Annotated in this window: 13 protein-coding genes; 12 read left to right on the top strand and 1 reads right to left on the bottom strand. The window is 34.5% G+C overall.

All coding sequences use genetic code 11. The features are described 5' to 3' along the window. Nucleotides 1-41: 41 nt before the first annotated feature. Nucleotides 42-2,441 carry a TonB-dependent receptor domain-containing protein gene (locus ACQ654_RS00755; protein WP_430408395.1) on the bottom strand — a complete coding sequence of 800 codons (2,400 nt, stop codon included), beginning with the start codon at nt 2,439-2,441 and terminating at the stop codon, nt 42-44. Between the two features lie 235 nt (nt 2,442-2,676). Between ACQ654_RS00755 and ACQ654_RS00760 the strand changes: the two genes are divergently transcribed. The 12 genes from ACQ654_RS00760 to ACQ654_RS00815 all read left to right on the top strand — a co-directional run bounded on the left by ACQ654_RS00760 (nt 2,677) and on the right by ACQ654_RS00815 (nt 26,442). Then, on the top strand, nt 2,677-3,714 hold the full coding sequence (locus tag ACQ654_RS00760) for a sensor histidine kinase (RefSeq protein ID WP_430408396.1): 1,038 nt from the start codon (nt 2,677-2,679) through the stop codon (nt 3,712-3,714). Continuing rightward, entirely contained in the window at nt 3,711-4,418 is a 708-nt protein-coding gene (locus tag ACQ654_RS00765; protein ID WP_430408397.1) for a LytR/AlgR family response regulator transcription factor, read from the top strand. The genes ACQ654_RS00760 and ACQ654_RS00765 overlap by 4 nt, the downstream gene beginning before the upstream one ends. A gap of 836 nt (nt 4,419-5,254) precedes the next feature. Continuing rightward, nucleotides 5,255-5,626, top strand: a complete 372-nt coding sequence (locus tag ACQ654_RS00770) for a BlaI/MecI/CopY family transcriptional regulator (RefSeq protein ID WP_430408398.1) — start codon at nt 5,255-5,257, stop codon at nt 5,624-5,626. Next, complete coding sequence (locus tag ACQ654_RS00775; protein WP_430408399.1) at nt 5,623-8,328, top strand: ankyrin repeat domain-containing protein; 2,706 nt, start codon at nt 5,623-5,625, stop codon at nt 8,326-8,328. Before ACQ654_RS00770 ends, ACQ654_RS00775 begins: the two co-directional genes overlap by 4 nt. A 275-nt stretch (nt 8,329-8,603) precedes the next feature. Next, nucleotides 8,604-10,706, top strand: coding sequence for a flavin monoamine oxidase family protein (locus ACQ654_RS00780; RefSeq protein ID WP_430408400.1), 2,103 nt, complete (start codon nt 8,604-8,606; stop codon nt 10,704-10,706). A 432-nt stretch (nt 10,707-11,138) separates the two neighbouring features. Continuing rightward, complete coding sequence (locus ACQ654_RS00785) at nt 11,139-11,405, top strand: hypothetical protein (protein ID WP_430408401.1); 267 nt, start codon at nt 11,139-11,141, stop codon at nt 11,403-11,405. Between the two features lie 5 nt (nt 11,406-11,410). Next, nucleotides 11,411-13,075, top strand: a complete 1,665-nt coding sequence (locus tag ACQ654_RS00790) for a hypothetical protein (RefSeq protein WP_430408402.1) — start codon at nt 11,411-11,413, stop codon at nt 13,073-13,075. 276 nt (nt 13,076-13,351) lie between these two features. After that, nucleotides 13,352-16,546 carry a leucine-rich repeat protein gene (locus ACQ654_RS00795; RefSeq protein WP_430408403.1) on the top strand — a complete coding sequence of 1,065 codons (3,195 nt, stop codon included), beginning with the start codon at nt 13,352-13,354 and terminating at the stop codon, nt 16,544-16,546. A gap of 11 nt (nt 16,547-16,557) precedes the next feature. Continuing rightward, the gene (locus tag ACQ654_RS00800) at nt 16,558-17,373 is read left to right on the top strand and encodes a T9SS type A sorting domain-containing protein (protein ID WP_430408404.1); all 816 of its coding nucleotides are present in this window, start codon (nt 16,558-16,560) and stop codon (nt 17,371-17,373) included. A 427-nt stretch (nt 17,374-17,800) separates the two neighbouring features. Next, nucleotides 17,801-19,453 (top strand): alpha/beta fold hydrolase, encoded by a 1,653-nt coding sequence (locus ACQ654_RS00805; protein WP_430408405.1) that lies wholly within the window; start codon nt 17,801-17,803, stop codon nt 19,451-19,453. 294 nt (nt 19,454-19,747) lie between these two features. Then, a complete protein-coding gene (locus ACQ654_RS00810; protein ID WP_430408406.1) occupies nt 19,748-21,424 on the top strand; it encodes a patatin-like phospholipase family protein in 1,677 nt (558 codons plus the stop codon). Between the two features lie 422 nt (nt 21,425-21,846). Beyond that, a complete protein-coding gene (locus ACQ654_RS00815; RefSeq protein ID WP_430408407.1) occupies nt 21,847-26,442 on the top strand; it encodes an immunoglobulin-like domain-containing protein in 4,596 nt (1,531 codons plus the stop codon). The last annotated feature ends 15 nt before the right edge of the window (nt 26,443-26,457 follow it).

Below are 26,457 nucleotides of genomic sequence, written 5' to 3' on the forward strand. Positions count from 1 at the left end.
CATTTATTCTTCGTCGAAATACTCGAAGTGTGCATCGTTTTCTACAATCGTCGTTGCTCATCATACAAATCAATTGCTTTTACATTTTTCTTCTTTCCAGATCCAAAATTGTACGTCAATGAAAGCGTAAACTTGCGTACTTCCCAACGATTGGTCCAATTGGTTCGTACATTATCTTGCTTGGTAATACTTCGCCATCTACTAGTTTTAAAGATATTATCAGCTCTGAAAAGCAATCGTACCTTTTCATTAAAAAAGAACTTTTTCACACGAAACGACATGTCATACGAAGGTTTTGAAACCGAATTTCCATTGCGTCCAAGACCAGCATAAAAACTATTCCAGTAAATTGTCCAATCATTTTTTAGGCTAAATGTTTGATTGATGGTTGTGTACCAATTCGTTCCAGTTTCATCATAACTAAACTCAGGAATTTCAGAACGTACATGATTGTATGAGAAATCGCCATAAAAATCAATATCCCAAAAAGTAAAAGGTGAAACAGCTGTATTTAAGGAAATTCCAACATCTTCGGCAGTGGCAATATTTGCTTGAAACATCGTAGTAATCTGCGTTGTTTCATCATAATTAAATATTCCATCCATCAAATCACGCGTAAATTTTGCATAAATAGAAGCAGACGTTTTTTGTTTTCGAACCCACGTAAAATCGAGCGCATGCGTAAATTGTGGTTGCAAATTTGGGTTTCCAACTTGCACATTATACGTATCTACATATTCAAAAAACGGATTCAATGACAAATAGCGCGGACGTTGAATGCGTCTGCTATACGAGAATTTAAATTGATTGTGATCTAAATTATGATTGATGCTAAACGATGGAAATAACGACAAATAATCGTCCTTATTAGCTGTATTACTTGTGATAGACGTTGCGTTGTAATCTATATATTCGGCTCGCAAACCTGCTTGAAAACTCCAATTTTTACGGTTGTAATTTACAATTCCGTACAATGCACCAATTGATTCTTTATACTCCAACTCGTTACTCCGATTCACGTCAAGTTGAAAATTGGTGGTTGGTTCACGTTCAAACAACATATTCGTATAACTGTTATTTACATAACTGTACTTTGCGCCAGTTTCAAGCGTAAATTCATCATTCAAATTTTTCTCAAAATCCACACGTGAACTTAGAATATTATACGTTGTCGGATTGTCGTTTCGGATAATTTCTGACGTTCTATATTGCTGATTATCTGATACATTAAAGTATTCGTTTGTCGTTGTCTGATCTTGTGTATTGGTATACGTTGCATAATTTACTTGCGCATCAAACTTGGTATCCAAACTGTCGGAAGCATAACTGTAATAGAGGTTTCCTGTCAAACGTTTATTATTTTCGTCAAGCGAATTGCTCAAAACCGTAAAACGTTCATAATTTCCATTGTAAAACTCGTTTGTGCGTCCTTCCGTTTCTTCGTTGCTATTATAAATATTGAAATTCCACGTAGTTCCCATCGTTGCATTTTTAGAAATGGTATACGAAAGCCCCAACTTTGAAGTCAAACTTGTTGAAATTGGAAACCAATCATTAAACTGATCCAATGTAGTTTGCAAACCAGGCTCCTCAATTGTTTGGATCACATTTCGATGATTTACCGATTCAAAATAACCATAATATACACCAGCATTTATATTCCACTTTTCTGTCTGATTGTATAAATTTAAACCATAACTATTTTTAATAAATTCGGCATAGCCAACCGAACCGTATACATTTCCTGTAAATCCTTGGTAAACAGGTTTTTTTAAACGAATGTTCAAAATTCCGCCAGTTCCTGAAGCATCATATTTTGCTGACGGATTTGCTATAATTTCAACTGCTTTAATATTATCGCCAGCCATCGTTTTCAAAAACTGTTTCAATGCGTCGCCAGATAGGAGTGAAGGCTTTCCATCTATCAAAATTCGTAAATTTCCATCACCTCTGAAAATGATATTTTCGTCTTTATCCAAACGCATGCCAGGCAATTTGCTCAAGGTTTCTAAGGCGTCATTTCCTGCGCCAATTCCCGATTTGTCAACATCCACAATCATTTTATCGCCCGTCATTTTAATCAAACGTTTCTTTTGTAGAATCGTTACAGCATCCAATTCTGACACGTCAACTTCTAGTGAAATGTTGAACACTTTTGTCGTTTCTGTTTCTGTAATAATTTCACTTTTGTACGTGATATAACCCAACGTTTCTACTTTTACATAAAATGGTTTGTTCTGAAAAGTAAGTGTGTATTTTCCGCTTTCATCACTATATGCATAACTGATCAATTTGTTTGAAGTTGCATCAAACACCGTAACGGCTGCAAGTGAAAGTGTTTCGTTTGTTTTCGTTGCCGAAATGGTGCCTGTCAGCGTTAATTCTTGCGAAAGCATGACTAAAGAAAAAAGAAGTGCAAGCGTTAAAGTGAGTTGTTTCATGTGATAAAATTGTATTGACTGTTCGTTTTTTGATGTACTATGAATTATTTGCTCCAAAACTAGAATTGAAATACATTGTAAAAACTCAAAACACACTACTTATAGAAACCATACAACGAAACCAAGAAACGATTCCACTAGATTTTTCGTCCGCTATTTTTTCGGTTTGATATAAAAAAAGTGTGTGTTTATCCTAAAACGGCATTAGATTGTAAGAAATAGATACTTTTGTGTTATGGAAATTAAAAAACATTGGAAATATCACGTTATTCTGGCGGTAACACTTGTGTTGTTGGAATGGTTGGAAGATTATACGTTGAACGGTATGAAAGGTTTTATGACCAATTTTAGTTCCAAATATATAGGATTGATTCTCACGTTTTATATAACATCTGCAACAATTTACTTTTTGAATTTCTTTGTGATTGCACCAAAATTACTATCCAAAAAACGCTTAATTCCTTTTGTTATAGCGGCTTTTGGAATGATTTTACTTTTTGCTGGTTTGCGTTATCTTTTACAAGAAGTTGTGCTGTTTGAATTTACAGGACGACATAATTATCATAACAATTCGCGCAAGCTGATTTATTATGTTTTTGATAATTCGTATTACGCAATCAAACCTATTTTGTACAGTACCATTGTATTTTTAGTATTGCGACACAACGAAAACAAGGACAAGCTTTTTCAACTAAAGTTAGAACACAGCAAAGGTGAACTCAGCTTTTTAAAATCGCAGATAAGTCCGCATTTCTTGTTCAATACTTTGAATACTTTTTATAGTGAATTGATTGATAAACAGCCAAATACCGCCAAAGATATTCACCGATTGTCAGAATTATTGCGCTACGTAACCTATGAATCCAATCAGGATTACATGCCGTTGCAAAAAGAATTGAAATTTATAGAAGATTATATGTATTTTTATAAAATTCGATTTGAAGATCAATTGTTTGTGAATTTCAATATTACAGGTGAAGTAGGAGACAAGCAAGTGCCGTCGTTGGTGTTGATTCACTTTATAGAAAATTTATTTAAGCACGGAATTGTAAACGATGTTGCAAATCCGGCAACGATAAACATTACGATTGATGAAACTTTTTTAACCTTAGAAACTAAAAATAAAGTCTTACTTTCCGACAAATATATGGATTCAGGAATTGGTGCCGCAAATGTTGAAAAACGTTTAAAAGCCATGTTTGAAGATACTTACGAAGTAAAATACACAACCGAAAACGGACAATTTGAATCGTATGTAAAACTACCTTTATGAGCAAAGTTTTAAAATGTATTATTGTGGATGACGAACCGCCAGCAATTCGTTTGTTGGAAAAATACGTTGCCAAAGTTTCGTTTTTGGAACTTGTAACAGCTACCACAAAACCGTTGGAAGCGTTGCAACTCATAGAAAACTCAGCAATTGATGTTGTTTTCTTAGACATTCAAATGCCTGAACTTTCAGGAATTCAATTGTCGAAAATTATTAACAATAAAACGAACATCATTTTTACGACGGCATATCCACAATTTGCCATTGAAAGTTACGATGTTGCCGCCGTTGATTATTTACTAAAACCGTTTGAGTTTGAACGTTTTTACAAAGCTATTCTCAAATTAAACGAACCAAAAACCATTGAAAACAATACAACTACAGACGATTTCCTATTCGTAAAAACGGATGGTAAAAACAACTTCGAAAAAGTGTACACTAAAGATATTTTATATGTTGAAGGTTTAAAAAACTATGTTGCCATTCATCTTTCCAACAAGCAAATCATCACGTACAACACACTCAAAAACATTGAGGAATGCTTGCCAACTTCCATGTTTATCAAAACACACAAATCGTATATCATTTCCTTACCACACATTACAAAAACTGATTCCAATTCGGTTTATATCAATTCTACTGCCATTCCAATAGGAGATACGTATAAGAAGGCGTTCTTTGATCGGATTCAGGCGTTGAAGTTGTAGATGCTTCTCGATACAATTTTTCCGCTTTGCTACAAAATCATTCGAAGTGACGTTAAGAAATCAAAGATGTCACTTCGAGCGCAGTTGAGATAGAAATAAAATTGTATCGAGAATAGCTTAAAAGTTAGAGTTTTCGTTTCAAAGTACTTCTCGATACAATTCGCTTAGGTGAATCGAAGAAACATTAGAGTATGAAACGTCACTACGCGGAATAAAGCGACGCGGTAGTCTGTTTATACAAGAACGTAGTTACTATTTGAAGTAACAGATTGCTTCGTCATACTTCCTTGCAAAGATGATTCAAAGAAAATAATCTAGTATTTTAATAATCTAAGTTGACCAAAACTAATTATTCCGTATTTATTACGGAATCCAATTACACAGTAATGATAAGAAGTTCATAAAGATTTTCAACCAATTAAATAACGTTTAAAAGTATCAAATCGACACTAAAAAAACATTAAATTACAGCGTATAGTCGATAAGTTAATATTTAAAACATTAAACTGATCCTTAAAAAGATTATTTCATGGGGTATTTTATAGTTTTTAAGCGAGATGCAACACTAATTTAGTTATAAAAACAGATAGTTATCTTATAATGTGAGAAGGTGTATCAAGTGCAGCATGACGGACTTTAAAATGTCTAGAAATCTAACATTCTAACAACTAAAGTAGACTCAGACGCTCGAATTCTACTAAAAAATTAGTAGTTTTAATATATTGAAAAACAGTCGATTAATTATTGTTTGATAAATTTTCAATCAAATTAACTACTAAATAATTAGTAGGTCTACTAAAAAGTTAGTAGGTTTGCAATGTAATCTTTTAGAAACTATGCAAAAACTAACGAAAAGAGAAGACCAAATCATGCAAGTTGTATGGCGATTGAAAACAGCATTCATTCGTGATATAATTGACAAACTTCCAGAACCAAAACCACATTACAATACAGTAGCTACTATTGTGAAAATTTTGGTAAAGAAAGGAGTTTTGCAATCGGAAATGATCGGAAATACGCATCAATACAGTTCTGCAGTAGATTTTGAAGCGTATCGTGATCAGAATTTAGGAAGCATCAAAAAGAAATTCTTTGGCGATTCGTTTCCTAAAATGATGGCATATTTTGCAAAAGAGGAAAATCTCTCTGAAATAGAAATTGAAGAATTGGTGGAAATGATAAAATCTAACAAAAACAAAACATCATGATCGCACTTCTTCTAAAAGCATCGGTTGCATTGATCATTTTTCTAGTATTCTATAAGTTATTTCTAGAAAGAGAAAGTTTCTACACGGTAAATCGTTGGTATTTAGTTATTTGTTTACTCTTAGCTTTTGTATTGCCTTTTATTACGGTACCACAATTAGTGGCAAATCAAGGCTATGTTTCAGACATTATTACAGCAATTGAACCAAATGAAGTTGCTACACAACAAGCAATAATTATTCCACCAACGTTAGAAACAGAAGAATTTAAATCGAATGAAATTATAGACAATCAAACTGTTGATAATACAACAACTTCCACAACGGTAACAACTTCAAAAGAAGCGTTCTCAATGTTAGATTGGATGTTTATCATCTATTGTTTTGGTGTCATAGTTTTTGCACTGCATTTAGGATTTCAAATACTCAGTATCTGTTTAAAAATCATACGTGCAACTGATAAAATTCATGATGAAAACGCCGTCATCATCAATCATTCAAGTATCAAAGAACCGTGTTCTTTTTTCAATTATATCTTTATCAATCCAGAAAATTACGATTATGAAACCTATGAACAAATTCTAGCGCACGAACGTGTACATGTAGATAAAAAGCATAGTGTAGATTTATTGTTAGCCGAATTGGTAAAAGTATTCCTTTGGTTCAATCCGTTTGTATGGATCTACCGAAAATCTGTTGAAAAAAACATCGAATTTCAAACCGATGCAGCATTACTAAATACAGAAACGATTGAAAACGATCAATATCAATTGAGTTTACTAAAGATTGCCACGTACACAAAGCCGTTAACCATTACGACAAATTACAATCAATCATTAATCAAAAAACGAATTGTACAAATGAATTCCAAAAAATCAAATCCACATAGTTACTGGAAATATACATTTCTAGCGCCAACAGTATTCATATTAATTTTATTGTTGAATAAACCCTTAACAGCAGCAACTTCCGAAAACACATTGTTTGATACTTCAATAGTAGATACGAACGCTACGACTGAAGATAAAACAGTTGTCACTGAAAAACCAATACGAACATCTACACAAAACAAACCTGCCTTAGAAGATACTTCTGAATGTGCTAAATTATTAGAAGCGATTGCAAACAATGATGTAGCTAAGGTAACACAACTATTAAAAACTGTTGATGCGAATTGTGTTGACAAAAACGCAGGTTATATTGAAACAAAAACAAGCAAATATACGTATCGCGAGCGCAAACCACAAACACCTTTGGTTGGTGCGGCACGTACAGGAAATGTAACTATCGGAAAACTAATAATAGATGCAGGTGCAAAGGTTAATTTCTATGCACAAGACAATGAAGCACCAGTATTGGCGGCAGCTAAGCAAGGCTCTGTTGATTTTTTAAAACTATTAGTTGCCAACAATGTAAAAATAGATGAAGCTATTACAAACTACGGAACTCCGTTAATTACAGCATCAAGAAACGGTCATTTGGATGCTGTAAAATACATTCATGGGCAAGGAGCTGATGTAAACAAATCTGTTACAAACGTGGGAACACCATTAATTGCAGCTTCTCGTGGTGAAAATACAGATATTATTAAGTTTTTACTAAACAAAGGCGCAGCTGTCGACAAACATGTAATGAATGTTGGTACGCCATTAATATATGCCGCTAGAAATAACAATCCTGAAGCTGTAAAATTACTACTAGCGAAAGGAGCAGACATTGATAAAACAGTTAAAAATGTTGGAAATCCGTTATTATATGCGGCACGAAACGGTCATCCAGAAGTTATAAAACTATTAATAGCGAAAGGAGCGAATGTTGATAAGGTTATTCAAAATGTAGGAACACCATTAGTATATGCGGCGCGAAATGGACATACGGAAGCAATTAAAATACTGTTGAAAAATGGTGCAATGATAGACAAAGAAGTTCAAAACGTTGGAACACCTTTGCTATATGCGGCTCGTAATGGAAATGTAGAAGTTACCAAGCTATTGCTCGACAAAGGTGCCAACATTGATAAGGAAGTTCAAAACGTTGGAACACCTTTGCTATATGCGGCTCGCAACGGACATGCGGAAGTAATTAAACTCTTGCTTGAAAAAGGTGCCAACATTGATAAAGAAGTTCAAAATGTAGGAACACCATTGTTATATGCGGCTCGCAATGGAAATGTAGAAGTTATCAAGCTATTGCTCGACAAAGGTGCAAACATTGATAAAGAAGTTCAAAATGTAGGAACTCCATTATTATATGCGGCTCGTAATGGACATGCAGAAATCATTGATCTATTACTAAAAAAAGGCGCAAATATTGACAAAGCTGTTCAAAATGTAGGTACGCCATTGTTATATGCCGCTCGTAACGGACACATTCATATCATTGAACTATTGCTAAACAATGGCGCAAATATTGATAAAGCAGTCCCGAATGTTGGCACACCGTTAATATATGCAGTTCGTAATGGCCATACAGAAATTGTTAGACTGTTGCTTAAAAAAGGTGCTAAAGTTGATCAAGACGCGGCTAATGTTGGTACAGCATTGACAAAAGCGGTAAAAGAAGGAAATACTGAAATTGCAAAACTATTACTAGATGCTGGCGCTGATCCGTATTTTGTAACAAGTAACAACAACTATCCAATGTATTATGCCAAAAAAAATAATGACGAAAGCATGCAAAAACTATTAGGACGCTACAAGAAATAACTAAAATTCATCAATCAAATAAAAAGCACGTTTTTCATACTAACAAATGAGAAACGTGTTTTTTTATGTATAAAACCTATAGTTTGATTGCTACTTTTAATTTTTAGTATTCAGTGAGCTTGTCTAAATACAGTCGAAATAAATCAAAATATGATTACTGAGCGCAGTTGAAGTAAAAATTACGTAAAAACGCCTGTTGTAGTTTTGTGGTAAGATGTGTAAATTTGAGCATACAGTGATATATCAATTACAAACTAACCTCAAACCATATATACATGAGTTATTTTTCATTTCATCCTGGAAACAAATCTTCTGGAAGTAGAAACACAAAAAAGAAAGATTCGGTTCGTAAAGCTTTTTCGGATTGGATTATAAAAAACTACGGAGACGATTATAAAGAAACGCTTCGAAAACAACGTTCGGAAACTAAAAACATCAAATTAATCAAACAGCAAATCATTGAAGTTGATGGTGCTGAAAAGAAACCGCTTGTTGGAATTATTGGAGGTGGTTTTGCAGGAATGTACGCAGGACTCATTTTACAATCTCTAGGAATTGAATTTGAAATATTTGAAGCTTCCAACCGTGTTGGAGGACGAATTGACACTTGGTATTCCACAGAGTACGATCCTAAAAGTAAAGAAAACAAAGGCTTATATGGTGAAGTAGGAGGCATGCGTATTCCACAATTCTCGGATGATATGTTGCCTGTACAACATTTGGCATTATCACTAAACTATGTATTAGAACGTAATGGTTTGACAGATAAAATGTTGCGTTGGCGAAAATTCTATTACAACTCAGACTATCAGCGTTTGCGTTACAACAACATGAAAGATCCAATCTTGGCAAAAGAAGCAAATGTAAACTCATTAAATTTTGGTAAAAATAAAGGCGGAGATTTGCCAGAAGTGTGGATAACTGAAAAAACTGCCGAAGACGGAACAAAATACTTACCAATCAATGTCATCTTAGACAAAGTAAATGGTCCTTTTTTAGATGCGATAAATAAATCGTTTGAAACTGGTTTTGCCAAATTAATGCGATATGACAACTATTCTATGTGGGCATATCTAACAAATGTATTTACGTTGGCAGACTTAGAAGAATATTACGATCCTGCAATGGGCGCACCATGTGAAAATCTATCCTACAATATAGCCAGTTACCTAGAAACAGTAAATGTAGGAACAGGAATGTATTCGGTTTCTTTTGTAGAAATGGTCATTGCGGTATACGATTGGGATGGAAGTAAAAATTCGTACGATCCTGAAGATACAAACATTTACATGATTACGATGAATGACGGAATGCAACATTTTCCAGATGCTTGCAAAACGGTTTTAAATCTTGAAAATGGCGTCACGGCTAATGACGGACATTTGGCGCAAGTATTAATTGGTATGATAAAAGGACAAAACAACGAATACGGATATTCGCCACCGAACCTTACCAAAGATGCAGAACCACCAACTACAGTTCCACCAGCTGACCCGAAAGGAACAGCCAATACAAACCCAGAAACACCAAAGGAAAAACAACGTGTTTTTATGAATCATAAAGTAACGGAAGCCAGACATGATGCTGAATTGTATGATAAAAATGGCGGAATGCGCTTGACAATTGAACATACAAAAAACGGTAAAACAGAAACACTAGATCGTGAATACGCATATGTAATTAGTACGTTGCCAAATGGTGCGTATTTAAACGGTCAAAAACATAAAAACTTCTTTGAAGGATTGTCCTTTGAAAAAACACGTGCATTGCGTGAATGTAATTATATGCCAGCATTTAAAGCATTTATAACCTTCAACGAACAATTTTGGAAAAAAATAGGTGAAAATCGTCAATATGAAGTAGGATTAGGTGTTTCGGCAAGCGATCGATCTAACAGGCAAGTAGTCTATCCATCTTACGGATACGATGCGGAAAAAGGTGTGTTACAAATCTATTCTTGGGCACAAGATGCGGAACGAATGGGCGCATTAACAGATGAAGAACGTGTAAACGAATGCTTAAAAGGAATACAATTTATGTATCCAGAAGTTGATATCTATAAATACTTTGCAGGATACAATGATGGTGTCACAACAAAAACATGGTTTTGGGATCAACATGCAGGTGGAGGCGCTTTTGCGTTATTCAATCCTGGACAATTTAAAAACTTATATCCTACACTGTTAACACCAGAATTTAAAGGCGCGTTAAACATTGCTGGCGAATGTTGCTCTGTGCATCACGGTTGGATTGTTGGTGCATTGGATTCCGCGTATAACTCCGTAAACAATATCTTAGAAAAAATGAAAGCGACAAAAGAACTCGCAAAAATGAAAGCAACTTGGAGACAATTAACAACTCCTGATGTTGATGTATAACATACAAGATTCCATTATATACTGCTAACAACTATATAGTGAATTTAAAAAAGGAAAGTCTTTATTTTGGCTTTCCTTTTGTTTTTTATACCCAAAACTTCATCCTTCCTTGTACTATTCTTCTTTTCTAGTACACAATAAATAATTTACTTAATATTTTGATTTACAAATAGTTATAATTGCTATTTGCAATGTTTATTTATTAAAATAGTAGCTGCTATTATTCTAAATTTAATATAAAAAAACCGACATAATGTCGGAAACGTACTAGTATTATACGGTATTGTTACAGTTGTAATGATAATTTGAACCTAGCTTTGTCTCAAACAAATTTAGTTTTAGTGTAGTTTCAAGCTAAAATTAATTTTAAAAATATATTCATCACATAATTAGTGAGTTACATTTTAAAAATGACAACCAAAACAAAGTGACATGGAAAAAGGAAATTACTTAAAGACAAAACTAATTATTCTGATTGCGCAACTATTTGTAATTGTTGGCTTTGCGCAGAATTTTTCGGATAACGGCCTTAACCTTCATGTCATATCTACAAAACCATGTACAGCTATAGATGGAAAATTGGTGTTACAATTTACACCACAAGAAAATTACGTTGTAGTTATAAAACACCAATATCATTTAGGAAACTTTCTAAACTTTAGTACATATCATAAACAAGAACAGTTGCTACAAAACTAAAGCTCATGAGAAAATTACTAATAATTGCACTATTCTTGGTAAGTTCTATATCTATTAGCGCTCAAGTAAAAGATAGCATAGCTGATGCGCTCAAAATACAAATTAAAACGGAAGATACGGATTCTGGAAAAATTCCATTATTGTTAAAATTAGCAGATCATATCTATAAATCTGACGTTACCAACGCACGAAAAATTGCGGAAAATGCTCAAGAAATCATAAACGATCATGATGATAAAAGCTTGTACTATACAAAGCAAAAGGCAAAGTTGTATCAAACGCTTGCTCTTTGTGATGATTTGCAAGATAAAATTGTCACTTCTTTAGAAAACATACAAAAGGCTATTAACATTGCAAGTAGCATCAACGATTCTGTAAGTTTGGGGAAATCGTATCTTATTAGAGGTACTTTATCTATAAAAAACGGCGATACTATCGTTGGGAAAAATTACCATAAAAAGGCGATAAGTATTTTTAAAAAAATAAAGGATTCGGCTGGAATTGCAAAATCATATATTTATTTAGGCGTATCATTTTACTACAATCCCAAGCATAAAGATTCCATGCCATATTATATGAATTTGGCAAAAATGTATGACAATTCGTTGGAAACCCAGATCAATGCGGATGCAAATTTAGCGGCATTTTTTATGTTTGATCAAAATTTTGAAAAGGCAAAAAATACTTATGAAAATTTAATCATTCCACACAAAAAACTAAAAGACTATGTAGGATTGAGCAGTTGCTATTTAAATTTAGGAAGTGTGTATGCTTTTTTAGGTGAGAAAGAAAAATCGCTACGTGTAATTGACAGTTCGATTGTCTATTCAAAAAAAATAGGAAATAAAGACTTTCTAGTGTCTCAATATAAATCGCGACGCAATATCAATCTACATTTCAAGGATTACAAAGCGGCAATAAAAGATTTTCAAAATTATAAGATTTATTTTGATTCTGTCAATGATTTAGGCGAAGCCAAGCGTTTTAAAGAACTTGAACTAAACTATAAGTTTGATAAAGAAAAGGAAATTGCTACGATTGAACTCAAAAGTGAAACATCTAAAAAGACGTTGTATTTTATTTTACTTCTGCTACTCACTATTGGAGCGATTATTACCTTCATTCTGATTCGAAAAAATAATAAGCAACGTTTGCAATTAGCAGAAAATGAGCTAGAGTTGAAAGAAGTTGAAAAGTTAAAAGCAGATTTAGCTTTAGCTACTAGAGAAAAAGAGTTGAAAAAAATTGTCATTGAAAATTCTATTACGGAAGAAGTGCTTAATCAAACATTGGATGACATTAAACAAATTATCACGTTTGAAAATGAACAAGAACGACAAGTTGCATTAAAATCGTTATCGGCTTCATTACTTTCAGAAAAAACTAGTAAAATTTCTACAGCAAGTTTGCAAAACTACTTGGATGAGGTAAATATTGATTTCAAAGTACTATTAGACACAAATTTTTTAGAACTAAAATCACGAGAAAAAGAATTATTATGCATGATGAAGTTAGGATTGAGTTCTACGGAAATTAGCAAATTACTCAACACTACATTGCCTTCTATAAAATCGTCAAGATACCGCATTCGTAAAAAATTAGGACTGGAATCTACAGATGATATTATTGCTTTTATTGAAAGTAAAAACACAGTACGTTTGACCTCATAAAAAATATTGTTTCTACACTTCTAAAACAATAATTCAATATTAGTTATTACTTCTTGATAATACAAAAAATTAAACTGTAAATAATTGTAAGTCAATAAAATAAAATATTGATACCCTTTTGATACCATCTAAATTTTGTTACAAATCCGACATAAGACGTTATTTGTCTCATGATAAAAAGCAATGATAAAACCACATGATTTTAATCCTGTTTTTACAAGTTTTTTTGATTAAAAAATACCAGAACAATTATCGTTAACCTAAATATTCAATACCATGAGAAAAATTATTTTAACAATCCTGTATACCATCATTTTTTGTGTAGGAATCACAAAAATTAGTGCCCAGGATGAAAATCCAGAAGGCGGTGGCGGATTCACTGTTGATGGACTACAATATGAAATCGTTGATTTTAATCCTAATATCGTAGAATTAATAAGTGGAACATTCACCAATCCATTCATAATACCCAGCATTGTTACCTTTGATGATGTTGATTACACAGTTGTTGAAATAGGGTTTAATTCTTTTAATGACAATCCTACCTTAACTAGTGTTACGTTACCAGCAACGATTATTCAGATAAACAATGAAGCTTTTGCAAACTCAGGCTTAACTGAAGTCATTACTTTGGGGACTGAACCAGCAACAGTTCAAGGAAACTCTTTTGGTGTACGAAGTAGCATCAACCTTACAGTACCTATTGGTGCGGAAGAATCGTATTTAGACAACGGTTGGACAGGTTTTGCCACGATCAATGGAACAACAGTTATTTTTGAAGTAAACAATATTACCTACGGAATCAATTCAATAGCTGGAAATACAGTATCGGTTCAAGATACTTCGCTAACGGGAAGCGTTGCAATTCCCGCGACAGTGACATTTAATGGAACCGTATATACAATTACAAAAATAGCTGACAACGCGCTTGAAAATAAGCAATTAACAAGTATTACCATGCCAAATACAATAACTAGTATTGGCGATTATGCGTTTAGAGATAACCAACTAGGTAGTGCAACACTATCCAATACGTTGGAAACTATTGGTGCAGATGCTTTCCGAAACAATGAATTAACAAGTGTAACACTATCCAATACGTTGGAAACTATTGGTCAAAATGCTTTCCGAAACAATCAATTAACAAGTGTAATGCTAGCAAATACGTTAACAAGTCTTGGTGCACGAGCTTTTCAAAATAATCAAATAGTCAGTGTCGATATTCCAGAATCTGTGGTGGTTATGGAGGATAGCGTTTTTAGAGAAAATAACTTAGCAACAATCAATCTTGCAGAAGGAATCACAACAATTAAACCGTTTGCTTTTGATGATAATAACCTAACAAGTGTTACGATTCCAGCGAGTGTTACACGTATTCAGTCTTTCGGATTTAGCAATAACCCGTTAACGGATCTAACTTCGCTTGCCACAACACCACCAGTGATTGACGATCCAAATTTCACTTTTGGTAATTTTAATTCTTTAGGAAGTATTGATTTAACCATTCCAGACGGAACAGAAGCGGCGTATGACGCTGCAGGTTGGACAGGTTTTCGATCGGTGAATGGAGAAGTTATACTTGTAGTAGGCTTTACGTTTACCGAAAACAATTTTGATTACACAATTACGTCAATGTCACCAAATGAAGTTGAAATTACGGGAGGAACTTCCATTCCACAAAATCTAATCATTGATGCTACAATAACTACGCAAGAAACAGATTTTTCGGTGGTAAGAGTTGGCACAAGTGCTTTTGAAAACGTAGGATTAACAAGTGTGCAACTACCCAACACGATGAGAGTTATAGAAAATTTTGCGTTTCAAAGCAATCAAATCACAAATTTGACAATTCCTGATGGTGTAACTACTATAAGTTTCAGAGCATTTCGCCTCAATCAAATCGGCGGAAGTGTCATCATTCCTAATAGTGTAACATCTATGGGAAATGCAGCTTTTGAAGCGAATAACTTATCAAGTGTAGCTATTTCGGAAAATTTATCTGCCATTGGAAATCATACCTTTAGAAGCAATCAATTAACTACGGTTACCATTCCTGCTAACATAAATAGTCTTGGTGATAGTTGTTTTAGAAGTAATCCGTTAACAGAAGTGATTGTTTTAAATACAACACCGCCAAGTATTCTAACAGGTAACGATGATGCTTTTAACGGGACAAGAGGAAACATTGCACTTACCGTACCAACAAACACAGAATTAAATTACTTAACCAATGGTTGGACAGGTTTTGCAACAATCAACGGAGAAGATCCAGCATTTTTTAATGAATTTGAAGTAGCTAATATAACCTACAGAATTAAAACGCTGAACCCTAACGAATTGGAAATTGCTGATTCCACACTAAGTGGAGAAGTCGTCATTCCAAATATGATAACAGATAACGGACAAGACTATACAGTATCATCTATTGGTGTAGCTGCTTTTCGCGATAATCAACTTACTACGGTAACTATACCAGCTTCTGTGACTACTATTGGAGCAATGGCTTTTCGCAATAATACAGTTACAACAGTAATCGTAGAAGGTGCTGTGCCACCAACTATTGATAGTCGAACAAATTCCAACAATACGTTTACGAATCGTGCTAACATTGAAGTATTTGTGCCAACAGGAACTGAACAAGCATATAGTAACGGTGGTTGGACAAATTTTAAATCGGTTGTTGGAGCTTCAAAAGCATTGCAACTAAAAGTATACTTACAAGGTGCAAGTTTAAATCCCAATATAGGAGAAGAAACGCTTATGCGAGACGATTTACGTATTGCAGATTTAATTCCATTCATCAGTCCGTACGGAGACGGTTTAGTAATTTCTGATACCATTTACGTTGAACAAACAGAAGGGCCAGATGCTATTGTTGATTGGGTTTTTATTGAAATACGAGATTCTTTTAATAATACAATTATCATAGAAAGTAGCGCAGCACTATTACAGCGTGATGGTGATATTGTTGGTATGGATGCAATATCGCCTATACAATTTGCAACAATACCAGATACTTATTTTATCACCATAAAACATCGCAATCATTTAGGAATCATGCTGGCGGATGCAAAGCGATTGTCACCTGTCATAACGACTATTGACTTTGCAGACGCCACTGATCCGATTGCGTTTGGAAACAATGCACAAACTACCGCAGGAATGCCAGCCAATACGCTTGGAATGTGGACAGGAAATGTAAATGGAGACAACATTGTACAATATTCAGGAACAGATCCTGATGTGCCAGCAATTCTATCACTAGTCTTAAATGATTCAGGTAATTTTTTAAACTTTTCAACTTTTATCGTAAGCGGATACAATACAAATGATCTCAACTTAGACGGAAATGTACAGTATGAAGGTGTTTCGCCAGATGCACCATTCATCCTACAAAACGTATTAGCACATCCAGGAAACTTTTTAAACTTTAGCACATTTCAAATCATAGAACAATTACCAGACAACTAAATATAAATATTATGAACAAAACTACTCTCACAAACCTATGCATGGCAATCTATTGTTTATGTACACTACATGTAAACGCTCAAGATGGCTACACATATACATTAATTGACAACGGAGGTTACAGTTTTTCCATTGGCGCAGTACCAAACGCAAGTGCATCAAACTTTGCAACATCTGTACAGAGTTACGGATTTACTATTATTGTACCTGATGGCGTTACAGCAACAATTACATCTTCTTTTGGTGGAGCCGCAGGTGCTGCTTTCTTTGATGGAAACAATGTAGCACAACCTACCATTGACGGTTATTTAATTACAGAAACCTTAGGAAGCCCACTGTCATTGCCAGCTCCAGCGACAGGCACCACAACACCAATGGTTACAATTCAAATAAATGGTGCGCCCACGAGTGGAGTTATAGAAATATTAGCGAACGATGCTGCATTAGCAAACTCCGTAACATCATTAAAAAGTTTTATGCAAGCTGATATGGTTGATGATGGATCGGCTACATTTGTCAATGTTGTAGACCCAAATGCTTCCGCTTTGTCAGGAGTTAGCTCTTTTGACTTTGCAACACTTTCTGTGGAAGAAAAACAACTAGGAAACATTGTAGTATATCCAAATCCTGCAACAACAATTGTAAATATTACGGGCAATGAAATACAGCTTCAAAAAGTAGAAATTTATACAACAAACGGGCAAATGGTACTAACTGTAACCAATAATTTGAAAAAAATCAATATCAGTTCGCTTCAAAGTGGAATATATTTCATGAAATTATTCGCGGAAAGCGGAAGTAAAACAGTAAAACTAATTAGACCATAGCATCAATAGTATAAATCACTCAAATAACCCGTTGTGCATTTTGAGTTAACAATTAATTACATATTAATCTAAAGGAGTGATTTTGAGGTACGAAAAATTGTATCGAGAACTTGTGTAGGATAAAAATTCTATTCTCGATACAAATTTTACTCATTTTCAATCGTAAAATTTACTCAAATTGACGAATTTTATCAAAAAGCACGACGAGTTCAAATAGAATATTTATGAAAAAATGATTCAAATGTTACTAATAATAAGTATGTTACACAAATGTTTATCTATGTGAAGTATAGTTGATTATTATTTTATGTAAACTTCAAATCTATTAACTTTTAAAAATAGAAGTTTATTTAATTCGATACAATCATCAATATAACTAGAAAAAACGATGTTATGGTTTTATCAATACTAAAGAATAATAGAGCGTATGACTCCTAAAATTCAATATACAAAAAGTGGAAACATAAATATTGCTTATCAGGTTTTTGGTTCAGGTCCAATAGATTTGGTGTACATTCCAGGATGGGTTTCTAATATCGATTGGATGTGGGCTTGCCCTGAATTGGTCGATTTTTTTCAAGAACTAAGGAAAGTAGTACGAATCATTCTGTTTGATAAAAGAGGTACAGGACTTTCCGATCGTATTGTAGAACTTTCAACGTTAGAAGAACGTATGGAAGATATAAAAGCGGTCATGGACGCTACAAACGCTACAAAAGCCATTCTTTTTGGACATTCGGAAGGCGGAAGTGTATCTGCATTATTTAGTGCTACCTATCCAAATCGTGTACTAGCGTTGATTACTTTCGGGATTTTCGCTAAGCGAAGATACTCAGAAAACTATCCGTGGGCACCAACTGACGAAGAACGTCAAAAGGTGTATGATATGATTGAAAACGATTGGGGAAGCGGCGAAATGAACCTAGAAACATTAGTTCCTTCCAAAGCAAATGATCCTAAATTTATGGGTTGGTTGGCAAGTTACTTTCGTTCTGGCGCCAGTCCAAGAGCGGCAATGAAACTTACCAAAATGAACACACAAGTTAACATTATTGACATCTTGCGCTATATAAAAGTGCCCACGTTGTTAATGCAACGTACCAATGATATTGATGTGAAAATTGAAGAAGGTAAATTTATAGCAGAACGCATCAAAGATTCAAAATTTATTGAGTTTGATGGAAATGATCATCTGTTTTGGGCAGGAAATACGCATGAAGTACTGTTTGAAATGAAAAAATTTATTCATCAGCTTCCACCTTGTGATGGTTGTCATAAAAAACGATTGTCCACAGTAATATTTGGTCAAATTATGACATCTTCAAGTAATTTACAATCAGCAACTATAGCTGCACTCGTTGAGAAAAAAGGAGGTAAAATCATCACTCAAAACAAAAACTTTTTTATGGCAATATTTGAAATTCCAAGCAAGGCAATCTGTTTGGGAATCAACTTGCTACAGAAGCTAAACGCAGATCAAATACAATTTTCTGCGGGTATTTATATGAAAGAAAGCACAGAAAATCATACAGAGCCTTTGCAGCAGCGTGATGATTATATGGTTGCCGCCATTCTTTCGTTAATCAAACCCAATAAAATCTTGGTAACACAAGGGATAAAACACCTATTATCTGGAGCAGCATTTAATTTTACAAAAGAAAGTTCCATACTTACACATACGTCTCATGAACTTTGTAAACTATACAATGTTGAAAGAAAAAATGAGCAAAATGAACAAATCACACATCCATATCACTTTTCCAAATATGACACATTCTTAGAAAACGTACTAAAAGTGATTGATACACATATAGATGACAACAATTTTGGAGTTGAAATGCTCACCAAAGCAACTGGCGTAAGCGAACGTCAATTGCAACGGAAGCTTAAAGAAACCTCTGGGAAATCGCCAAGTCAGCTAATAATGTTCATCCGTTTAAACAAAGCGAAAAACTTGTTAGTATCAAAAAACTATACGGTAGCAGAAGTTGCTTTCAAATTTGGCTTTTCAAGTCCATCGTACTTTTCAAAATGTTTCAAAAAAGAATTTGGAATTCGTCCAACAGAAGTATTCAACTAATGAAACCTTTGAATCTCTAGAAGCAAAACCTAAATTATATTTACAAACCACGATAGACGTTAAAAATATGCAAACGTAGTCAATCAACTTAGATTATGTGTACAACTTTAGTAGCGCAGCGAACACATTCTGACATAAACGACTCATTTCAAGTTCCTATTATTTTGGATATTAGATATATTTACTCCTACAATTTCAGCGTAAATAACTATCTTTGAGAAGCTTCCCCAATTTCAATGCAAAAATGGTATTAATAGTGTTTTAAAAGTAGAGTATCAACCAAAATAACATAGTATGCAAGAAGATTTTATTCCATTTAGAAGTATTGGACTTTGTTTTAGTGGCGGCGGTTATCGTGCTACATTCTTTTCACTAGGCGTAGTGTCTTACCTTGAAAAAATACAATATCAAAACAAATCTTTACTCAAAAATGTAGAAGCAATCAGCACCGTAAGTGGTGGAACATTATTTGGAGTTGCGTATTCAAAAGCGGCTCAAAAAGATGATTTTGATTTTAAAAAATTCTTTCAACAATTCTACAATTCATTCGAACCAACCAAAGATAAATTACTCGAAACTGCCATTGGCAAACTAAATGATGACAACGTTTGGAAAGTTAATCCACATAAAAAACGATCGTTAATCAACGCTTTTGCATTAACCTATGCAGATATGGAGATTTATAAAGGTGATTTTTCACACTTCGAAAAACCATCATCAAATTATCTAAAACATGTATGTTTCAACACCACTGATTTTTCATTTGGACTAGCATTTCGTTTTCAAAATACAGGAATGTTCGGCAACAAACCATTAAATAATGCACATGTAAATAACTTAAAAAACGACTTTCAATTAGCAGATATTGTCGCTTCATCTTCTTGTTTTCCATTAGGTTTTGAACCGTTAACGTTTCCAGATGATTATATAAAAGAGCAACAAAGTACAGACTACAAATCGTTAAAAAGTTTGGATCGTTTTAGCAATGGAGTCGGAATTATGGATGGTGGAATTGCTGACAATCAAGGAATTGGAAGCATGATGAAAATTAGCAATCAACGAAAAAGTCGTGATCACGATTTAGATTTAATGATCATCAATGATGTTGGAAGCTTCAAAATGCATCCTTGGCAACCTGAAGCCAAATCGGTCAATGAAGGAACAACCATCACAGGCGGTTTATCTAAAATTATGAATTACTTCACTATAAAACCTTTGTATTGGATAACGCTTTTAGTTGGTATCTTACTCATGGTTTTCAACTCCTTAGAACTCATCAAAGGACAATCTTGGGCAGCATTATACATCATAGGAGGAATTATCACAGGATTTGGAATTTTACTCACTGTTTTTGGAATTCTAGCTGGAACTTTAAAAGGTGTTGCTACAAATTTTGTGGCTTCATTATTCAAGAAAAACGTGCCAGGTCCATTAGTAGATGATGTATTAAGCTTTCAAAAACTAAGCTTAGGATTGGTACAACGCATGCTTACAGAACGAATCAGCTCCACAGTACTCATGGTTAATGATGTATTTCTAAAGCAAGTCCGTCGTCTAAACTACCGATTATTATACACAAACAGAGAATTACGAAACAAACTGATAACGGCTACTGTTTACGAACTAAATGGAGAAGGAACTGCATACAACGACGTTTTTAAATACAATAAAAATATAAATCCAGCACCGAGCAAACTACTAACAAATGTAGGATTAACAGCTTCTGAAACACCCACAACACTTTGGTGGGACAAGAAAGATATTGCAAAAGGAAGAATGGATACCTTAATAGCTTGCGGACAATTTACAACTTGTTACAAGCTCATTGATTATATCTTAAAACTAAAAAAGAGTAGTGAAACCAAAGATTTAGACTTTACAGAGATTGATATATTGCTAACTGCATTGCTTAAAGATTGGAAAGAATTCAACGAAAATCCAATGGTTCAAGTCGATTTTCTAAAGAATTGACGAGTAGCTATTTACTTCTCAAGGCATTTTAACAAAAAGATGCCTTTTTTATTGAAAAAAATCTAAAAAAACAATCATAAAAAGTATAAAAAAATAATTTTGTACGTCAAAACCTTATAATAAGTAGGGTAAATTAAATCTAATTAAACTCTTAATTCTTTATTTTTATACTAATTAACATTTATTGAAAGTAAAAAACACGTCTTTAATCGACAAATTAATACGTTTAATCGATGTTTTAAGTGCAGTCGACTAAATACTCTAGAGATCACTTTAAATGAAACTAGCTTTATAATAGTATTGAAAATAGCCCCAGAAATATACATTTTGCCCTAAATGTTTATTTCAAAAATACGAACTGTTTTTAACAGATTATTTGTCCCAAAATAATCTATTGAACTTAACCTAATTATTAAAAAATTATGAGAAAATTTTTACACTTAATTGTGCTATGCTTACTTACGTCTTATTTACAAGCACAAACTCCAGGCGTATCTATCTTTTACCAACAAACTACAGGCGATACACGAAACTACATTGAGTATATTCCTGGAAATTTACCAATAATTATTTCTGCACCACATGGTGGTGTTCAACAATCTGGACAAACAATAGGTGGCATTTTCTATCCAGATAACGACAGTTCCTTACCTGATCGTAATTGCGGAACCAATGAACGTGATGATAATACAGACATATTAATACGTGAAATTCAAAAAGAAATATTTCAACTTACAGGTTGTTATGCACACGTAATCATCAACAATTTACACAGATCAAAACTCGATCCAAATCGTGAAATCAATGAAGCTTCGTGTGGCAACTCAAATGCGGTCGATCATTGGAATGCTTTTCATAATTTTATTGATCAGGCAAGTACTTCCGTAGAATCAAATTGGGGAAAAGGATTGTACATCGATCTTCATGGGCAAAGTCATGCTATTCCTAGAATTGAAGTTGGTTACAACATTACAAGAAACGAATTGAATACCTCAAACCTAAATGCGGCAAGCATTATTAATAAATCTACCATTAGAAACTTAGTAAATACAAACTTAAACAATCTTTCTCATGAAGAATTAATTAGAGGAAATACGAGTTTGGGTGAACTATTTCAAAACACAGGTGGCGCTTTCTATGCAAGTCAAGGACATGCTGGTTGTGAAAACACAACAGGTTACAGAGCTGTTCCAAGTGCTACAAACAATGGCGGCGGAAGCTGTGACGACACACGACCAAACGGAAATGCATACTTTGACGGTGATTTCTATAACAATCGCAGACATGGATCGGGTAGTGGAACAACTGACGGAACTGGTGGTGACGGAAATATAGACGGAATCATGACAGAAGTAAACAGACGTGTTCGTGATTTAGGAACTTACAACGGACAAGTATACGATTCCAGACCACAAACATTGGTTCCTTTTGCAAAAGACTATGCGGCAGTTGTGCTAAATTATATTGATGCACATTACAATGACTTTGCAATGTTTGCATATCTATCATCAACATATGCCAGAACAAATTCAAATCCAACACCGATAATTACTGGAGTTAGTGGCGGAACATTTTCAAGTCCTTCAGGAATAATTGTAAATCCAGCTACTGGAGAAATTGATGTAGCCAACTCGTCGTTAGGAGATCATTCTGTACTATACACTGTAGGAACTTGCGGATATTATACCTATACTCAAAATATCACGATTGTAGAAGATATCAGCGACGATATACAACCGCCAACAGATCCTTCTGACTTAGTTGCAGTAAATACAACACAAACAACAACAGACTTGTCGTGGACAGCTTCTACAGATGATGTGGATGTAACTGCGTACGATGTTTATCAAAATGATGTTATCATAGCTTCTATTTCACAATTCAATTACATAGTTACAGGATTAACGCCAAATACAACCTATGAATTCAAAGTCATTGCGAGAGATTTAGCAGGAAACGAATCGCAACCAAGTAATCTAGTGAATGTCACTACAGATGAAAACATTGTCATTGACTATTGTGACTCACAAAGTAACAATGTAAATGACGAATACATAAGTAGAGTACAACTTGAAACCATAGACAATACTTCAGATGCACGTTTCTATTCAGACTTTACAAACTTATCCACAGAGTTAATCAGAAATGGACAATACACCATAACAGTAACACCAACTTGGACAGGAAATGTATACAATGAAGCGTATTCTGTTTGGATTGATTACAATCAAAATGGCGATTTCTCTGATCCTGGAGAGCAAGTTTGGACACAAGGAAATACGACGGCAACCTCTGTTAGTGGTACGTTTACCATTCCAACAGCGGCAACAAACGGAGCAACAAGACTCCGTGTTTCAATGAAATACAACGGAATTCCAACTCCGTGCGAAACGTTCACATATGGAGAAGTTGAAGACTATATGGTAAACATAATGTCTTCAGTGCCAGATTCGATAGCTCCAATCATTACACTAATTGGAGACAATCCTGTAAATTTATTTGTTGGAGATACGTATACTGATGAAGGCGCAACCGCAATTGACAACATTGATGGTGATATTTCAAACAATATTATTGTAACAGGAACTGTAAATACGGCTGTAGCCGGAACATACACGCTATTCTACAATGTCCGTGATGTGGTAGGAAATGAAGCAGTTGAAGTAACACGAACTGTAAATGTTAGTACACCTGTTGATACGACTGCGCCAATAATTACGCTAAATGGAGAAGGAACAATCAATTTAAATGTGGGCGATTTCTACACAGAATTTGGCGCAACTGCAACAGACAATGTAGATGGAAACCTAACAAATGCAATCATAACTAGCGGAATTGTAAATACAGCTGTCGCTGGAATCTACACAATTCGTTACAATGTTTCTGATGCGGCTGGAAACGCGGCAACAGAAGCAACACGTACCGTAAATGTCATTGCAGATACAACGGCACCGGTAATTGCGTTAAATGGAAATCAAACAATCAATTTGAATATTGGTGATGCGTATACGGAACTTGGTGCAACGGCAACAGACAATATTGACGGAAACCTAACACCAAACATAAGTATTGGCGGAACGGTTGATACATCAACTGCAGGAACATATCAAATAACATACACGGTAAGTGATGCCGCAGGTAATACAACGGAAATTATACGTACTATACATGTAATTGCAGATACAACTCCACCAGTAATTACGCTAAACGGAAATGCCACGATCAACTTAAATGTTGGTGATGCATATACTGAATTAGGCGCAACGGCAACGGACAATTTAGATGGAAATCTAACAACTACTATTACAATTACAGGAACTGTAAATACAGCTGTCGCTGGAACGTACACAGTAAGCTATACCGTAAGTGATTCATCAGGAAACACAACGCAAGTTTCACGTACCGTAAATGTCATTGCAGATACAACTGCGCCAGTAATTACGCTAAACGGAAATGCTACAATCAACTTAAATGTTGGTGATGCATATGCTGAATTAGGCGCAACGGCAACGGACAATATAGATGGAAATCTAACAACTGCAATCATAATTAGCGGAACTGTAAATACAGCTGTCGCTGGAACGTACACAATTCGTTACAATGTAAGTGATACAGCAGGAAATGCCGCAACACAAGTCACACGTACCGTAAATGTATACGAAGTAAGTATTGGTTGTACAAACGGAATCAACACATTTCCATATACACAAGGATTTGAAAATACGTTGGGTGGTTGGACACAATCTTCAGCAGATGATATTGATTGGACAGTACTTAGCAACGGAACACCATCACAAAATACAGGTCCATCAAGCGCTATTGAAGGAAACTTCTATGCTTATGTAGAAGCATCTGGAAACGGAACAGGATATCCAGACAAGCAAGCTATTTTAACATCTCCTTGTTTCGATTTAACTTCGTTAAACCAAGCTACATTTAGTTTCAACTATCATATGTTTGGAACAGATATGGGAACATTAGATGTAGAAATAAGTGAAGACAACGGAGCAACTTGGGCAACAATCTGGAATCAAACAGGGAATCAAGGAAATGCTTGGCAAACGACAAACATTGATCTTACAGCGTATGTTGGTAGCAATGTACAACTTCGATTTAACAGAGTAACAGGAAGTACGTGGAGAGCTGATATCGCAATTGATAATATTCGTTTACTGGATGAAGAAATTACTGTAGAAAGCTGTTCTGGCGGAATCAACACATTCCCATACACAGAAAGCTATGAAAATACGTTAGGCAGTTGGACACAATCTTCTGAAGATGATATCAACTGGACAGTAGATGCAAACGGAACGCCATCAAATAATACAGGTCCGTCAAATGCGGCAAATGGCAATTTCTACATTTTCGTAGAAGCATCTGGAAACGGAACAGGATTTCCTAACAAACAAGCAATTATCAATTCTCCTTGTTATGATTTAACTGATGAATTAAATGCTTCGTTCAGCTTTAGCTATCACATGTTTGGGTCAACTGATATGGGAACTATAGCGTTGGAAGCGAGTAAAGACAACGGATTATCTTGGACAGCTATTTGGGCAGCATCTGGAAATAAAGGAAACCAATGGCTAACAGCTAACGTTGATCTTTCAGATTATATTGGTGGAAGCGTTCAGTTGCGTTTCAACAGAGTTACTGGCGGAACTTGGCAAGCGGATGTTGCAATTGACAATATCAACTTAAACACAACAACATTGCCACGTCAAGAAGCTACGAATACGAAAGATGATACAACAACTGTTTCAGAAGATGGAAACGAAGTTCTCGAAACAAAAAACACATTGACCGTATTTCCAAATCCTGTTAAAGGAAGCATTTTAAACATCAAATTGGACTTTGGAGCTGTAATTTCATATAGAATTATAAATGTATACGGACAAGAAGTTTCAAAAGGAGAAGAAGCAACTCAACTAAATGTTAGCAAACTTCGATCTGGCGTTTATTTTATAGAAATCTTTGACGGAAATAAAACATTGACAAAGAAGTTTATGAAGCAGTAATTAAATAAAAATATT

It is taken from the genome of Kordia sp. (genome assembly GCF_965283645.1).
Taxonomy (GTDB): domain Bacteria; phylum Bacteroidota; class Bacteroidia; order Flavobacteriales; family Flavobacteriaceae; genus Kordia.

Coding starts and splice junctions, on each gene's coding strand:
- ACQ654_RS00805 (WP_430408405.1), top strand. CDS start 17,801: ATGACTCCTAAAATTCAATATACAAAAAGTGGAAACATAAATATTGCT.
- ACQ654_RS00765 (WP_430408397.1), top strand. CDS start 3,711: ATGAGCAAAGTTTTAAAATGTATTATTGTGGATGACGAACCGCCAGCA.
- ACQ654_RS00815 (WP_430408407.1), top strand. CDS start 21,847: ATGAGAAAATTTTTACACTTAATTGTGCTATGCTTACTTACGTCTTAT.
- ACQ654_RS00760 (WP_430408396.1), top strand. CDS start 2,677: ATGGAAATTAAAAAACATTGGAAATATCACGTTATTCTGGCGGTAACA.
- ACQ654_RS00785 (WP_430408401.1), top strand. CDS start 11,139: ATGGAAAAAGGAAATTACTTAAAGACAAAACTAATTATTCTGATTGCG.
- ACQ654_RS00795 (WP_430408403.1), top strand. CDS start 13,352: ATGAGAAAAATTATTTTAACAATCCTGTATACCATCATTTTTTGTGTA.
- ACQ654_RS00800 (WP_430408404.1), top strand. CDS start 16,558: ATGAACAAAACTACTCTCACAAACCTATGCATGGCAATCTATTGTTTA.
- ACQ654_RS00780 (WP_430408400.1), top strand. CDS start 8,604: ATGAGTTATTTTTCATTTCATCCTGGAAACAAATCTTCTGGAAGTAGA.
- ACQ654_RS00790 (WP_430408402.1), top strand. CDS start 11,411: ATGAGAAAATTACTAATAATTGCACTATTCTTGGTAAGTTCTATATCT.
- ACQ654_RS00810 (WP_430408406.1), top strand. CDS start 19,748: ATGCAAGAAGATTTTATTCCATTTAGAAGTATTGGACTTTGTTTTAGT.
- ACQ654_RS00770 (WP_430408398.1), top strand. CDS start 5,255: ATGCAAAAACTAACGAAAAGAGAAGACCAAATCATGCAAGTTGTATGG.
- ACQ654_RS00755 (WP_430408395.1), bottom strand. CDS start 2,441: ATGAAACAACTCACTTTAACGCTTGCACTTCTTTTTTCTTTAGTCATG.
- ACQ654_RS00775 (WP_430408399.1), top strand. CDS start 5,623: ATGATCGCACTTCTTCTAAAAGCATCGGTTGCATTGATCATTTTTCTA.